General features: G+C 42.4%; 16 protein-coding genes. 3 read left to right on the top strand and 13 right to left on the bottom strand.

The window, feature by feature from the left end; all coding sequences use genetic code 11:
• The first annotated feature begins 30 nt into the window (after positions 1-30).
• Both BBC0122_RS10015 and BBC0122_RS10010 read left to right on the top strand, forming a co-directional pair.
• Complete coding sequence (locus BBC0122_RS10015; protein ID WP_077993493.1) at positions 31-219, top strand: hypothetical protein; 189 nt, start codon at positions 31-33, stop codon at positions 217-219.
• Positions 220-340: 121 nt separating this feature from the next.
• Positions 341-565, top strand: coding sequence for a transposase (locus tag BBC0122_RS10010; protein WP_077993492.1), 225 nt, complete (start codon positions 341-343; stop codon positions 563-565).
• Between the two features lie 148 nt (positions 566-713).
• On the opposite strand, the gene BBC0122_RS10005 is transcribed toward BBC0122_RS10010, so the two are convergent.
• From BBC0122_RS10005 to BBC0122_RS09945, 13 genes are all read right to left on the bottom strand, one after another.
• Positions 714-2,639 carry a type IV secretory system conjugative DNA transfer family protein gene (locus BBC0122_RS10005; protein WP_077993490.1) on the bottom strand — a complete coding sequence of 642 codons (1,926 nt, stop codon included), beginning with the start codon at positions 2,637-2,639 and terminating at the stop codon, positions 714-716.
• Positions 2,639-3,682, bottom strand: coding sequence for a P-type DNA transfer ATPase VirB11 (virB11, locus tag BBC0122_RS10000; protein WP_077993489.1), 1,044 nt, complete (start codon positions 3,680-3,682; stop codon positions 2,639-2,641). Before virB11 ends, BBC0122_RS10005 begins: the two co-directional genes overlap by 1 nt.
• Positions 3,672-4,907, bottom strand: coding sequence for a TrbI/VirB10 family protein (locus BBC0122_RS09995; RefSeq protein WP_077993488.1), 1,236 nt, complete (start codon positions 4,905-4,907; stop codon positions 3,672-3,674). The genes virB11 and BBC0122_RS09995 overlap by 11 nt, the downstream gene beginning before the upstream one ends.
• 4 nt (positions 4,908-4,911) lie before the next feature.
• Positions 4,912-5,724: a P-type conjugative transfer protein VirB9 gene (gene virB9 / locus BBC0122_RS09990; RefSeq protein ID WP_077993487.1), complete on the bottom strand. Its 813-nt coding sequence runs from the start codon at positions 5,722-5,724 to the stop codon at positions 4,912-4,914.
• Positions 5,721-6,485, bottom strand: coding sequence for a VirB8 family type IV secretion system protein (locus BBC0122_RS09985; RefSeq protein WP_077993486.1), 765 nt, complete (start codon positions 6,483-6,485; stop codon positions 5,721-5,723). Before BBC0122_RS09985 ends, virB9 begins: the two co-directional genes overlap by 4 nt.
• Positions 6,486-6,495: 10 nt before the next feature.
• Entirely contained in the window at positions 6,496-7,488 is a 993-nt protein-coding gene (locus tag BBC0122_RS09980; protein WP_149866689.1) for a TrbL/VirB6 family protein, read from the bottom strand.
• Positions 7,489-7,504: 16 nt separating this feature from the next.
• Entirely contained in the window at positions 7,505-7,732 is a 228-nt protein-coding gene (locus tag BBC0122_RS09975; protein WP_077993483.1) for a hypothetical protein, read from the bottom strand.
• A 3-nt stretch (positions 7,733-7,735) separates the two neighbouring features.
• Entirely contained in the window at positions 7,736-8,455 is a 720-nt protein-coding gene (locus BBC0122_RS09970; RefSeq protein ID WP_077993482.1) for a TrbJ/VirB5 family protein, read from the bottom strand.
• A gap of 12 nt (positions 8,456-8,467) precedes the next feature.
• Positions 8,468-9,568, bottom strand: coding sequence for a lytic transglycosylase domain-containing protein (locus tag BBC0122_RS09965; RefSeq protein ID WP_188318034.1), 1,101 nt, complete (start codon positions 9,566-9,568; stop codon positions 8,468-8,470).
• A complete protein-coding gene (locus tag BBC0122_RS09960) occupies positions 9,568-11,991 on the bottom strand; it encodes a VirB4 family type IV secretion/conjugal transfer ATPase (protein WP_077993479.1) in 2,424 nt (807 codons plus the stop codon). Before BBC0122_RS09960 ends, BBC0122_RS09965 begins: the two co-directional genes overlap by 1 nt.
• Positions 11,984-12,289 carry a VirB3 family type IV secretion system protein gene (locus BBC0122_RS09955; RefSeq protein WP_188318033.1) on the bottom strand — a complete coding sequence of 102 codons (306 nt, stop codon included), beginning with the start codon at positions 12,287-12,289 and terminating at the stop codon, positions 11,984-11,986. Before BBC0122_RS09955 ends, BBC0122_RS09960 begins: the two co-directional genes overlap by 8 nt.
• A gap of 5 nt (positions 12,290-12,294) precedes the next feature.
• Positions 12,295-12,639: a TrbC/VirB2 family protein gene (locus BBC0122_RS09950; protein WP_077993474.1), complete on the bottom strand. Its 345-nt coding sequence runs from the start codon at positions 12,637-12,639 to the stop codon at positions 12,295-12,297.
• A gap of 76 nt (positions 12,640-12,715) precedes the next feature.
• Positions 12,716-13,324 carry a lytic transglycosylase domain-containing protein gene (locus BBC0122_RS09945; RefSeq protein WP_077993472.1) on the bottom strand — a complete coding sequence of 203 codons (609 nt, stop codon included), beginning with the start codon at positions 13,322-13,324 and terminating at the stop codon, positions 12,716-12,718.
• Positions 13,325-13,454: 130 nt separating this feature from the next.
• Here BBC0122_RS09945 and BBC0122_RS09940 point away from each other — a divergent pair, with 130 nt between their 5' ends.
• The gene (locus tag BBC0122_RS09940; protein WP_077993471.1) at positions 13,455-14,069 is read left to right on the top strand and encodes a hypothetical protein; all 615 of its coding nucleotides are present in this window, start codon (positions 13,455-13,457) and stop codon (positions 14,067-14,069) included.
• The last annotated feature ends 1 nt before the right edge of the window (position 14,070 follow it).

Below are 14,070 nucleotides of genomic sequence, written 5' to 3'. Positions count from 1 at the left end.
AATAATTAACGCATATAAAAGGAAAAAAATATGAAAAATGATTATGATAAAGATTCTATCTTTTTGCATCAACAAAACCGACAACCACCGCAGCCCAAAATATATAAAAAAGAACATGATGGCTTTTACGGATGGCTGATTCTGGTCGGTGTAATTATAATAGCGATACTTTATGGTATCCACTATCTTGTGTCTGTTTATGATTATTTGGGTTTTTAAAACCCTATAATGTTGGTCCTATTTATGAACCAGCCGCCAAATTATTCGAACGTCTTCGATGTCTTAAATACAATAAATGAGTATTGTTATCGTTGTGACCAGTCATAATTCGAACATCTAGGTGTTGAATGGATCACAGAGGCATCGCCGCTGGTGTGTTTCCGCAAGACTGGATATTGTTCAGGAAATCTTTGAACCAGGTGTAATCATTTATCTTGTAAACCACAGTCATGATGTTTCTCCCAACAAACAGTTCCACTGGCTCAAGCTTAGTCTTGATGGTACATTGTCGGCAGTACGTGCCGATGAAGAAGTTGCTCAAGCCTTGCAATATAAGTCGTTGTAGCAGAAGGTGCGAAAGCTTCAAAGCCTTGTTGGTAAAAAGACTATGGAAGCAGCGATTCTCTATGATGCTCTTGAAGAGGGAACATAGTTAAAAAACTGAACTTGAGCTCGCTATAGAAACAATCCGCGGCCGTTATGTCGTGAAATACTCATTGCTCTTTTTCTTCACCAACGACTATGTTTAGTTTAGACATGAGTGCATCATGCGTCACAACTTTATTGATTTTTTTCTTAGGCGGTATGCGCTGTAGAAATTTTTGATAATCTTTTTGACCTGGTAGCTTTTCATTATCCAAAGCCTTGCCTTCCGCCATATAGTTGGCGGTCTTTTTACGAATTCTTGTTGCCCATGACGGTAAAAAATCAATTGTCTCAATGAGTGGCGGCACTTCAACAAGTTGATGATTGGCTTTTTGTACGGCTTTCACATAAATCTTCGCTTTGTCTGCCAGAACCTTATTGCAAACATAGGGTTGAGCATTCACTTTCAAAATTAAAAGTTTGTTTCTGTCCCATGCATAGAGTTCATTGGATCGGAACAACGGTTGCGCCATCGCATGTTCGGATTCTGTGCGCCGTGATGGCTTTCCAAAAGGCTCCATTTGCCGACTGTTCGTTTTATAATGTACGGTTTTTTGACCAGCCTTTTTTGTCACTAACTCTACAGTGGGCTCATCGTTAAATGAGCAAAAGAGTTGTAACACACAGCTTGCCAATATCGATTCCCTGCCGGCACGGGTAAACTTCTCATCAATTTGCGCCACACCTTGAGACACTAAACAGATACGGATGTCACGATCTCGCGCGAATGGTAGCTGCTTGATGATGCTGTTGATTTTGCCAAGCTGATAGAATTCATCAATCATAAACAATATTTTGTTTTCTTCCGGCTTTCTGTAAGCACGGTTGACGAATGAATTTACCTGTTCCAAAAAAAGCTTCAACAACGGAGCAAAAATTTCGATCTGTCCTGTATCAATGACCAGATAGACGGACATTGCTTTTTCACGTAGCTGTTCAATCTGGATCGAGTTTTCTCCAGATTGTGTGAGTGCCTCAATAGATGGATTTTGCCATGGTTTTAGATGTGTATTGAGAGTTGAGCGAATACTGCCAGCCTCTTCTTGAGGAATTGCCAAAAACTCAGTCAAACGCGAATAAGTAAATGAACTGACACCAATTTCATCCCGCATAGATTTTAAAGTGTCGTGAAACGAATCTGAAACACTGAACAATCGGCCGACAGTCCCTAATGTTCTATTATTTGCACATTCAACCGACTCCAAAACATAGGATATCATGCCTGTCAGCAGCATTTGAGCTGAATTGTTCCAGTGTGAATTTTTCTCGTCCAGCACCGGAACCAGCAAACTGGCCAGCGCTTGAATATCCGTAATACGTGTCACGCCGGTTCTAATCATATCGAGTGGGTTATAGGTATGAGAATTTTCGTAGCCAGGCCCAAAAAGATAAACCTCATCGCCACGTTTTTTCCTTATCTTAGCAGTTCTCTCAAAAAGAGTCCCTTTGAAATCGAGTGCAATAAACGAACCTTCCCACTCGATCAGGTTAGGAATAACAAAACACTCGGTTTTACCAGAACTTGGAGGGCCGATCACCATCACATGCGATTGATCCTCATCACGAACATCAATATTACCCGTTTTGCCTAAAAATAACCCACCTTTCGTTTTTAGCCCATGCTCCCGTAATTCAGCTTTTAACATCAGACGGGCATTGCCATGTATGTCATCTTGTCGTTTGCGTGTCAGCAATACATACAATGCAACTATTATTCCAACGGTCATTGCTAATGACATAAGCGCTGTCGTTAAATAAAAATGCTTCAACCCATAATTCAGAATTTCTGATAAAGTTGGCAAATGCTCATAAAAATTCAAAGCTGGGGCAAAGAAACTTGCCTCAAGCTCAGTCGTTAATGCGTCTTTAAGTGCTGCCTTGCCATAGATGGATAAACGCCGTGCATCATAGATGAGCGAATATAGAATATTCCATATAACAAGACTGCCTATGCCAAGCAGCACAATCAATAAATAACGATGGCGGCTGTTCATTAGATTAGGCGCTCAGCCGCCTGAAAATAAATATCAGTTACACCTCGATATTTCTTACCCGTTTCAATATCACTCCAATGCGATAGCTGAATCACGATTGGTATCAAACTACGGGCTTGCTCCAATATATATTCTGCACGTAAGCCTGCACCCGATTGCATTGTCATAAACGCAAGCTGATGAAATGCGAGTTCGGGACTATTGCTATGAATCGTTGCCATAGATCCGGCACTTCCAATATTAAGAAGTCGCAAAAACGTAAAAGCTTCGGCTCCGCGCAATTCTCCGAGAAATGCGCGTGCCGGACTCAATCGAAGCGTCACTTCAAGAAGATCTTGTATGGTCGCTTTCGCTTCACCTTGATCGCCTTTTGAAGCAACCATCGGCGTCCAAAGTGACTGCGTCGGTTTAAGCTCTTGGACGTCTTCAATCGTTACAATATGGCCTTCGTCTGGCACCATCAGCAAAAGCATGTTTAAAAAGGTTGTTTTGCCAGAGGACGTGCCGCCACTCAAAAGGATATTGCGTGGATTTTGAACCGCAGATCGCAAGAAGGAGGCATAATCCTTCCTGATCAAGTTATCTAACAGCTCACTATCTATATCATTTAGATTGGCATTATTGATTCTATCCGTTGTAATAGCTGTATAGCGATTGTTGACACGACGAAAGACATCCAACTCTAGATAGTCATCCAGTGTCATTTGTTTGACGACCTGCTTGCGGATAACAATTCTACCACCATTGACCGCGACAGGTGGTAGAACCGCTTGAATACGAGTGCCATCAGGAAGCGTTGCTGACAGCAATGGCGTTTCACGATTGACTGCTTGATGTGTCAGAGCAGCAACCCTCGTAGCTATATGCTGTATATGCTCGACTGTTATTTCTGACACATCATGCTTCTCAGGTGCTGAGATGCCTAAACGTTCAATAAAGACAGTTTGCGGTTGGATAAATATTTCTACTACATTCTCTTGTTCCAACCATTTTTGAATTGGTCTTAAAGATTGGAGCAAAGGGAAAGGAATGTTACTTACCATTGCGTAACTCCCTATATTTTTCCAATACGGGATCGGGGTAAAGCTGAGAAAAATCCAAATCCTTTTTCACAAAAACGGCTATTTCAGTTCCCTGATCAATATGTATCGTATCTGGAATAGAGTTTGCGCTGCGGAACTCTTCACTTGCCATGTCTTGTATAGCTTGTGCAAAAGTACGTGCTGCCAGCTCACGCGCTTCATTACCGCTATCATCGTAATCAGCATATTCAGTATAAGACTGGCCTGTTGCCGGATCTATCCGAATCCTCGTACGTGATGAGGGCTTTTTATATTTTTGATAATTAGCAAGATACTGTGTTCCACCACCTATGAGCGTTAGCAATGATGCACCGCCATAACGTTGCAATAAATGGCGATCCACTTTTCCTTCAACGCCCGAGCGTCCTAACTGATCTGTACCGACTGATCCAAGTGCAACACTTGTACCGTCTGACTGGATAACACGGTTCCAAGCAATCAATACCCGTGTTTGGCCGCGGGCTATGACGGATCGGTATTCTCCAATCAAATTAGCGCCTTTTGGTATCAATACCCGCCTTCCATCGAGAGACCAAACATCCTCTTCAACAACTGCTTTAACATTGCCTGGAAGATCAGAATGAACAGCGCCATTTAATGTGCCGCGTATCATGGTTCCCTGAACGATCATTGCGTCAGGCCGCTTAATCTTTCCGGCTATTGAAATTTCGGCAGTCTTTTTTGCCTGTTCATCAAGAAAAGCGACATTGGCATCCGATTGAGGGGAAGAATTCGTTTTTTCACTGTCCTTTTGAGCAGAAGAAACAGAGCCTGCTTCACTCATAACAATCATTGGCGAACGCAAGCGTTCCCAACGACCATCATCAACCTCAGCAGTATTATCTCCGATTGGAGGCGGAGCGGTCGGGGGCAATGGTGGCGGCGGTGGAGGTGGTGGCGCAGGGGCAACATCAGGTTTGATCTCGACATGCGTTGGCTCATCCTCTTTGGGCTTCTCTTCAGGAAGCTTTGGCGGAACAAATTGACCTGTATAAAATTGCTCGTTTTCTGGATCAGTAAGCCGTCGATTGCTCTGGTCAGTATTTCCAAAATGCCAAACAAATGCGATTGCGACTATGGTTCCACCTACCAAAATTGGCGCTGATAAACGTCTGCCATTTGCGCGCTTCTCACCGGTTTCCGGCTCAGTACTCTCAGCCAATTTTCTATAATCATCTTCATTCATGTTGTTATCTCCCTACCTTGCCCGGTATTTTCTTGGGAGTAGCAATAGCTTCATTTGATTGTAGAACGTGATTTCGGGTAGGTTTTAAATTGAATAAGCAGGTAACTTGGCGACCGCGTCTAAGTGATAACTGACTATAAACACCATCGAGAACAATGTAGTCTTTTTCGCGTCTATAATTGATGACTTTCTCGCGCCGATCAGTCCCGACGGCGAAGATTGAAGGTATTGCGCCACCAAACTTCAAAAACGTTTTTTTGCCATCATCAAAGGCTACGAGCGGCTTGGATGAATCCGAACCTTTATAAGCATAATCGAGATTTGTATTCGCAATATCGATATTGGAGATGTTCGGACTCGCCACCGCTTCCCGTGCTTTATCCCACAGTTTCTTATCTATATCATCATCAGGATATTTGAATTGAACTGAGAATGTGTGGTCTTTTTTTGCTTCACTGTCTGTGGAATTCAAAGCAAAACTATAAACATGCCGGTTTGTCACCACATTCATGTTTGAAACGGCATTGGGTTCCACTGGTTTTAAAAAAAGAATATTCTTCTTTGAATTGGGAATAACCTGCCAAGAGACTGTATCGCCAAGTGTGATGGTTTCAATCGTTTCATCGTCACCAAAAAGAACCATGGTCGATATCCCATAGGCCGCTTTAATGGCAACAACATCGTCAATTTTATATGTAACAGTCCTAATACGTCCATCAAGACGGCCGCCTTGCGGCAGTCTTTCAGCATGTGCATTTTGAAAAGCAAAAATACAAGAGGCAAATGCCAATAAAAAAGGTGCAAGATGATATCTCATTGGTCAAGTGTCCTTTTTGTTGCAAGGGACTCTTGATCACGACGGTATTCAGTTACCTGAAAGCCCAGCGGATTATCAAAGCGCCATTCATTTTTCATCGGCGTTCCGGAATATCTAAACCGTACGGTGGAAACATAATGGTTTGTTGTGATTTCAGTGCCTGTTGTGGTTTCAGTAGAAAATCTTACCTGTGCAGTTCGCTCATTAAGAAGTGAAACCGATTTTATGCTAACAACAATACGTCCATACCGGCCCAATATTTTGTCGAGCGCCTTCGCATTTGTGCTTGCGTATAAAAACTGATAATCCTGCGCGGCACTTCCGGTCGATAATAGCAATGCCAATTTATAATTAAGACCAAGCGTATTATAGTCATAGGTCTCGCGTGCATTTATATAACGCACAATATTGGCCTGCGTAACCGCAACATCATCAGCTAATGGTCCAGGCTGTAATGCGCGTGCCATTTCCAAGTAACCTGTCGTTTTATCGACAGTGATAACATAAGGTTCATAGCGTTGAAGCGGAATGAGCAACCACAAGCAGCAACTCAGTAAAATAACGATACCAAGCAATATGGTTGACAAAAACCATGATAGTCGCTTGCTTTTGACAGCAGCGCTATAAATGGCCTGTTCCCATACTTGGCCCTGTTGATAATAGTTTTGAATATTAGGATTGACTTGTTGTTTAGAATTAGTTGTTTTAATTTTAGAAAGAATTTTGATATTAGGAAAAAATCGTTTGATTTTTTCTCTCATAATTTATCCTTCAGTTTTTATCTTTTTCAATTGCAGCCTTGATGGCGTTGCCAATCTTTGATGCAAATTCATCTTGTGGATTAGGTTTTTTCCGGTCACGAAATCTTTGGAAGGCTCTCTTTGTACCTCCAGCAGCACGACGGCCTGCTTTACCAGCACTGCTTAATCCAAAACGCGTAAGGGAATATGACCAACTTTGGCCGGCATTTAGAGCAATGCCACCAGCAAGCATTGCAGCGAGTGATGGAACTTGCAAGAAAGCCAAACCACTCATAATACCGATGAACAAGAATTCAGCAGCCTGTATCAAGGTCAAAGAAAGGTCTTCACTGGTTGCTTCCAACTCTTGGATTGTTGCCCAACTAAGACCTAGCATAAAGCCCAAAACAGCATAGCCTACGATCAATATACACATGACGTTGAACAATGCATTCAACCAGCTCATGAACCAATTTCGCGTCCATTCAAAAATCAACGTGGAAATGAAAAATGGACCAATTGCTAAAAGCACATAAGCAAAGACCTTCGCCATCCCGGTGATAATAAAACCACCAACGACAAAAACGACGGTGCCTAATGCCAAAATAGCCCCGACTAAAAATGCACCTAAAGATCTTATTCCGCCCTTGGCAAATGCTGCACTTGTCGCCTTCCATCCGGTATCCCATGCGGTTTGCAGTGCATGGCGAACATCTGTTTGATCATCGGTTGTAAATGCATTGAATAGTAACGTGCCAATATTTTCTGGTGCCTTGATAACAATATCATAGATATATGTTTGATAGACAACCCACGATGTAATAGCTGTCATAACTAATGTGATAATCATGACTTTTTTAAAAATTGTACTCAACGCCATATTGGATATGCCGACAATAATCGTATAGCCATACCAAGCGATAGATATGCTGATGAGTAGTTTGGCTGTTATAATGAGCGGTGTAGAAAGGGATGTGTATGCGGTTTGTACATAGCCTGAACCGACAGTATCGATTTTAGCCATCAGGTCCGCAAGAAAATTACCCACCGTTTCCGCCAGCTATATTTAAGTCGTTAATAGACCGCATAGGACCGCATTCACTATATCCAAGCTGCAATTCTGGAAATTTGAGATTTAACAAATCGTCATTTCCAGAAAAGGCAAGTTGCTTTGGAATATCCTTGGATGAACAAGGAGCCGTCAATTCCTTATGCGAACAGGCGCTTAAAGGAATTGCTAAACACAATAGAATAATTACACGTTTCATTGCTCATCTCCCATAGCGCAGTAATTCAGCACTGCCGCTATCTTCTGCCAAGGATTGCATAAGTTTGCTCTGTTCCGCAGCGCTAATTGCTGTAATGGCGCCGATTGCTTCATTAGTCGTCTGTGCGGTTTGAAGCTGCATCTGAGTATTGAAATCTATAGAACCCTTAATGTCCTTGGTCTTACCAATTTGACCACCGATATTTTGAAATTGTTTTGAACGTTCTGTCACAGCAGACTGGGAGCCGGTTACAATACTCGCTAAAGAAGTTGTGAGATTGATTGCACTTTCATAAGCGGCTTGTGTTGATGAATTTTTAGACATGCCGTTTTTGCCTGACAGCGATTTTACAAGCCGCAAACCATTGATCAGGTTTGAGGCTGTTTTTTGTATATCACCGTTAAGCTGACCCCAATTAATATCTCCGCCGCCTAAAGCATCAGCAAAAGACGGTGTTTGGCCAAAATTGAACGAACCTCCCAAAGCAGCATTGGCGATTGATTGTGCATCAGTTCTTGTACCACTTACGGCTTTCAAAATCGCCTCGCTTTGCTTTTGAATTTCTGCATTGGATTTCAAAATATCAGCGGTCTGTTTTGTGGTCTGCTGAGTCTCACGATGAACAGCCGCATCATAAGTTGCAATTTGAGCAAAAGCACCCGATGTAGCTGTTGTCATTAAAACAACAACCATGCCAATATATATCTTATTTCTATGTTTCATGATTTTTCCTTTTCAGTTAATTGTTGCACCAAGAGTTCCATCAGCTTCTAAATATCGCCATACGTCGTCCTCTCCCAAAACCCGCCACTTTTGAGCGACTTGGTCATAGACCATCTTTTTTTGACCTTCTGGAAGTTTTGGCTTCTTACGAAATGATGAAATCGAACTCGTCTCTGATTGATCTATCAGACCATTTTGTAATTCAGTGTTTTTATATTGAAGCAAGAGAGCTAAAGCCTCATTGAAGCCATTGATGCTTTGGCCCAATATCTGTCTTGCTTGGGTATTGCGATCCCAAGAAGCAATATCTGTTTCTGTCGTGCCGGCAGCAAATGCCAATTCCTGTATGCGCTGATTGCTGACAGCAACATTGTTTTGAATTGTATCAATGCCATTTTGACCAGAAGCAAAAGTATCGGCACGCAATTGATCCATGCCGGCACGTCCACCTTGATAGCCACCCATTGCATTATCAAACACCGGATACCATCGCGTGGAGATCTTGTTAGCGTAATCCAAAGTTTTTGGCCAACGGCCGGGAATTCTCTGTTGTTCACGCCAAACCTTATGATCATAGCCTGAGTGATAGCCGCCTGCGATATGATAAAGGCTATTGCCTGTAATTTCTGAACCTTCTTTCAAATAAAGGCATCCAGCCAAAATATTCTGGTCTTCATTTTTACCGTTGTAATTGCCTAAATTGTTTTTCGAAAACAGACGTTGGCCAGTGCTTGGTAGCACTTGCATAACACCTTCGGCACGTTGTCCGCCCGAGTGCGGCGTCTGAGGCGCAACACAATTTTGATTGAATCGGCTCTCTTGAAACGCAATTGACAGCCCAAGAGCTGGATCGACCCCCACACTTTTACAGGTATTGGCTATTTTAGCTGCAACATCGGGACGCTCTGCAAGTGCCTGTTCTGGATTCATTCCCCAGCCACAAGCAACACCGCGCGTACTATCAGATTGTCCGCGTTTGATTTCAACAGATTCAAGCCAATGCTGGCCCTGTTGTCTAACGTCATTTTCAACCTGCCTGTCAGTTGTTGCTATTTGAGCCGATGCAATGCCGTAGCTCAATGCGTACACACTGATGAAGAGTAAATAGCGCATTAACTGCCCCCTTTCATAAATACCGGCAACCATTTCGTTAAGTCGTCACCGAACTTATCGCGCAACCTATCCATCTCGGCCAATGTGTCTTTATCTGCGGATAGAACCTTCAAAATTTCAGGCATATCTTTGAGATCAAGTTTGGCAACAACTGAATCCAAACCGTGCTTGATAAGAAATGAGCGCTCTTCGCGCGGCGTCTTCAATACCCAATTATATTCACGCGCAGACAGTTTAAAATCGACCCTGTGAACCTGTTCATCAGCCTCATTGTTTGGATAGAAAATCTTTGTCTGCGTTTGTTGAATTAGTTCTGACCCGACATGGCTTTTCTTCACGTCTTGACCTGTCTGGGTACTCAAGCCAATAATGCCGTTGAGTTTTCGGATCGTTTTCAACTTATCGAGAATATAATCAGAAAAATATGCGTCTTTCAGATAAGCCCAACCTTCATCAAAAAAGAACGCTGTCGGTAGGCCTTCTTCACGCAATTTTTCTTCTGCCCGATGGAAAATATACATTGAAGCCGCTGTTAATTCACGGGTGGTATTAAGGACTTCGGTCATATCAAAACCAGCCACGCGAACATTACCCACAAATCGGTCTTGCTGATTGTTGAATAGCCAACCTCGCTTATCCATATCAACCCATTCTTTAAAGCGCGAGGCTATGTCTCCAGCATGCTTGACACGATGGCCTTGAAGGAGATCATAGAAATTGGCCATAGTCCGGTGCGTGGGCAAATATTCCATTGATTTTGCAATTGCCTCTTGCAAAATCTCATTATCAGTGGCCGATAACCTTTCTTGACCCTGATCTAGACATAGATATTCAAATAGCTGGAACAAAAAGGCCCGGTTTTTAGGTGTATTATCAAGCTGTAGCGGATTGAAACCTGTCGGTGTTCCAAGCTTGAGGGACTCGTAATAGCCACCCATGGCACGGATCATAATTTCGCCGCCTCTATCCTTGTCGAAATAAAACAAATTAGGAGCCGGTTCCACTCGTTCAATTTGCGAGATTAAAAAAGCCTGCAAAACTGTCTTGCCCGTACCAGTCGGGCCGATAATCAAAAAGTTTCCCGGTGCCCGCGCATCATTGGCACGATGGAAATTAAAATGATAAGGCGTATGCGATGTTGTCTCAAAGAGCGTAATCGGTTTCTTCCAACGCAAATTTTTACGCTCGCCGCTTGGATAATTATGAAAAGAGGATAGAGCCATAACGTCCAATGAACTAATCATTGAGTTTCGAGCGACATAACTGCCGTTACCGGGTATCTGCGCCCAAAAAGAAGGCTCCATATTGACGTCTTCACGTACTGGAATAATGCCAACCTCCGACAGGCCGGTCGATACTTCATCGACGGCCTTTTCGACATCCTTGACATTATGTGCAAGACAACAAACAGTCAGATGATGATCGCCAAAAGTCGTAATCCCACCCATAAGGCGGTCTCGTGCATCATCCATTTCATCAACGACTGCACTTTCACCATCATCTCCGGCTGCCATTTGGCCAGTATGCTTTTCTATGCGGCCACGAGCCTCATCTCGCTCATATACCGAAAATGACTGCGTGAGAATGAATTCACGATTTAGCTTTAACAACCGATCAAGAATACCTGAGGCAACTCCGGCTGGATACTCCTTAATAGAAACCATAGCGCCAAACCAACTATCTTGTTCTGAACGCCCCTGAAGAACAAACATACGCTTTTGGAACAAGGGACGATGAGTCGGGAGATACTCGGCCAAGCCCATTCTTGGCAGCCGTATGGATATATCCACTGGACCATTGATCAGTTGATAGAAAAACTCGCATGGCTCAGAATAAAATACACCATCACGATCCTGAACTGACAGAATACGTGGCCCGTATGTTGCAAATTGCTCAGAAAACCGACCTAAAACCTCGTTTAAGTCTGCTATACGTTCGGATTCCAATTCTGCTGTTGTATCAGTATTTGTCGTACCTTTCAGCAAATTGGTAACACTCTCGATCATACCAAGCTTACCAACGGCTGCTTTTCTGACCACTGTCAGGTACAACTCATTGACATACATTGAGCGATCAGAAAGATTTTCTTGATATCTATCATTCATATATCGAGAAAAATCTGAACTAAAACGACCGTTCAAATCAGGCGTTATGCGTTTGCGGATCACATGCGAATAAAGCTGCCAGCGGCTATTCGATAATGAACGAATAAAAGTGTTTCGCTGTTCCAAAAGCGTATTAAGAGTGCGATTGTCTGCTGTTTGAAAAGAAAAACCATTGAGCTTGATGACACCAATATACTGATCATTTTTTGTCTTTATAATCGTATCTGTAACATGCCTCATGAACGGAATATGTTTTGATGCCGGCGCTTCTTTGGCGGATATATTTTCGTATTCAAATTCGTTAAGGAACTTAAACATGATAAGAATTTCCTTTCCAAAATTTTACATTTTTGACATTCCACCCCTTGCGAAATCGCAAAAAGCAAATGTCGATGAAACGATTATCCCATATTTGCAAAGCGTATCCGATCGCATGAAATACCGGATAGATAAGCAGTAATCTAAGGTCTTCTAAAAAAACGAAGCCCAAGGCCGTCAGCATGCCGCATATAGCGGCATACTGCAGGGGAACCCCTTTAAATGTTGATGGTCTGGTTAAACCGGTAGCGATTGGATAAAAATCCAGTTCGCTATCTAGCGGTATATTCGTTGTCATGAATCTTACCCCGCAAACATATTGACGATTTGCTGACGACCGAAAATGATTGCGATACCGAGAATAACTGCAAAAAACCAAAACCATGAAAGTCGATTGGCAAGACAAGCGTATCCAACGGCTGCGACAGCAATGCCGGCCACTGTTTTAGCAATTGACCCGCCAAGCCATGCATCAATATTGTTTGCGGCCTTATCGATAGATTCAAGTGTCTGGGCGAATGAAGGCTCAACAAACAATAGAAATGTAATGGCGCCTAGAAACAGCAAAACCATATTGCGATAAAGCATTTGGCGATTACACTGCATCATTGCAGCGTTGAGGAAGATAGTCTTTTGAATTTTAATCATTAAGGTCTCCTGTTATTAAGGAGCCCTCATGCTGCTTTTTAAAACGATGTCTATTTTTGAATGCAGAGAGCAAGTTTTATTGATTGAGATTTAGAACGAAGTCGCCTTCCCACTTAAGGTTGGCATGTTTTTCAGTATTTGCTTTGATCATATTGGTCGTTGCCGTTTTGGCATCATAAATTTGATAAAACTCGTTGAGAAGTTTGACAATATAAGCAGCCATTTTCGGCCCCTTTGGGATGCCTTTGGCATCACGGACCGCTTGCGGTCCAGAATGATAGGCAGCGGCTATTAGGAGCGGATGTTTGAACTCATTCTCTAACTGCTTGAGATAACGAACTCCGCCTTTTATATTTTGTTCTGGATCATAAGGATTCTCAACACCTAATTCAGCGGCCGTTTCCGGCATTAACTGCATAACGCCAATGGCGCCATCCGAGCTAATGGCGCGAATATTTAACCCAGATTCAATTTGTGCAATAATCAAAACAAAAGCCGGATTGACGCCTTGTGAACGGGCTTCATCATTAATTATCCGCTCTAACATTGAATGGCTATATTGAACACTGATTTGATTGTCTGAATTTTTTTTGTTGCTTTCAACTGCAAAAACAGGGATAGTTGTAGTCACACAAACTATCAAATTCAAAAAAATCAGACCGATTCTAAAATAAAAACGTCCCATAAATTTCTCACTTTTGTTCCAAAAACTATGCTGATTGTTTGGAAAAATGAGTAATTTGGGACGTGGTCTGTATTTCAGCTTTTCTTATGCTTTAACTCACCCGTTTCTCAAAAGCAAGAGGAAAAGCAGAATGCTATGTAACCATAAATTTATATCATCTCTCATTATTAGCTCTCTAGCATTAACATGTGCCGGATACGCTGAATCGAATGCAGAGAGTAAAACAGAAAATGCCATTAAGGAAGAAAACTATCAAGCCATTATAGAATATATGGATAAAGGTAAAATCACTGATAGGCGTGTTTATAATTCATCCGTCCCTTATAAAAGTGGGACAGGAATCTCCATATCTCTCCCTGATACGCAATTGATTTTATATGGCATATCATCATGTCCCAGTGATGTATTGATTAATGCCTACGTCTTTAAAGGACCGTGTTCAAACGCTGCGCGACAATATTTGGATACGGAATTATCTATATCACACAAACTTACTTGCCGTGCCTATTTAAGCCAAGCCAATCAGCCTTATCAATCTGTCACCTGTCAGACACAATCATGGCTTTTAGGCACTGAAATCACGCATAATTTGGAAGACCTGCTTGTTCGTACCGGAACAGCATATGTTACTAGAAATGATAAAGGCGAACTTTTACGTCAAGATCTAGCTTCATCTGAAAATCAAGCACGAGCCAAAAAAACTATTATTTGGTCGCCAGAGGCTGCTGAAGCGTGGGGCAAATAAT

The sequence above is a fragment of the Ditibartonella choladocola genome, from assembly GCF_002007565.1.
Lineage (GTDB): Bacteria > Pseudomonadota > Alphaproteobacteria > Rhizobiales > Rhizobiaceae > Bartonella > Bartonella choladocola.
The sequence above is the reverse complement of the archived record's forward strand: the minus strand, read 5'-3'. Positions and strand labels throughout refer to the sequence as shown.

Coding starts and splice junctions, on each gene's coding strand:
- BBC0122_RS10015 (WP_077993493.1), top strand. CDS start 31: ATGAAAAATGATTATGATAAAGATTCTATCTTTTTGCATCAACAAAAC.
- BBC0122_RS10005 (WP_077993490.1), bottom strand. CDS start 2,639: ATGAACAGCCGCCATCGTTATTTATTGATTGTGCTGCTTGGCATAGGC.
- virB11 (WP_077993489.1), bottom strand. CDS start 3,682: ATGGTAAGTAACATTCCTTTCCCTTTGCTCCAATCTTTAAGACCAATT.
- BBC0122_RS09995 (WP_077993488.1), bottom strand. CDS start 4,907: ATGAATGAAGATGATTATAGAAAATTGGCTGAGAGTACTGAGCCGGAA.
- virB9 (WP_077993487.1), bottom strand. CDS start 5,724: ATGAGATATCATCTTGCACCTTTTTTATTGGCATTTGCCTCTTGTATT.
- BBC0122_RS09985 (WP_077993486.1), bottom strand. CDS start 6,485: ATGAGAGAAAAAATCAAACGATTTTTTCCTAATATCAAAATTCTTTCT.
- BBC0122_RS09980 (WP_149866689.1), bottom strand. CDS start 7,488: ATGGCTAAAATCGATACTGTCGGTTCAGGCTATGTACAAACCGCATAC.
- BBC0122_RS09975 (WP_077993483.1), bottom strand. CDS start 7,732: ATGAAACGTGTAATTATTCTATTGTGTTTAGCAATTCCTTTAAGCGCC.
- BBC0122_RS09970 (WP_077993482.1), bottom strand. CDS start 8,455: ATGAAACATAGAAATAAGATATATATTGGCATGGTTGTTGTTTTAATG.
- BBC0122_RS09965 (WP_188318034.1), bottom strand. CDS start 9,568: ATGCGCTATTTACTCTTCATCAGTGTGTACGCATTGAGCTACGGCATT.
- BBC0122_RS09960 (WP_077993479.1), bottom strand. CDS start 11,991: ATGTTTAAGTTCCTTAACGAATTTGAATACGAAAATATATCCGCCAAA.
- BBC0122_RS09955 (WP_188318033.1), bottom strand. CDS start 12,289: ATGACAACGAATATACCGCTAGATAGCGAACTGGATTTTTATCCAATC.
- BBC0122_RS09950 (WP_077993474.1), bottom strand. CDS start 12,639: ATGATTAAAATTCAAAAGACTATCTTCCTCAACGCTGCAATGATGCAG.
- BBC0122_RS09945 (WP_077993472.1), bottom strand. CDS start 13,324: ATGGGACGTTTTTATTTTAGAATCGGTCTGATTTTTTTGAATTTGATA.
- BBC0122_RS09940 (WP_077993471.1), top strand. CDS start 13,455: ATGCTATGTAACCATAAATTTATATCATCTCTCATTATTAGCTCTCTA.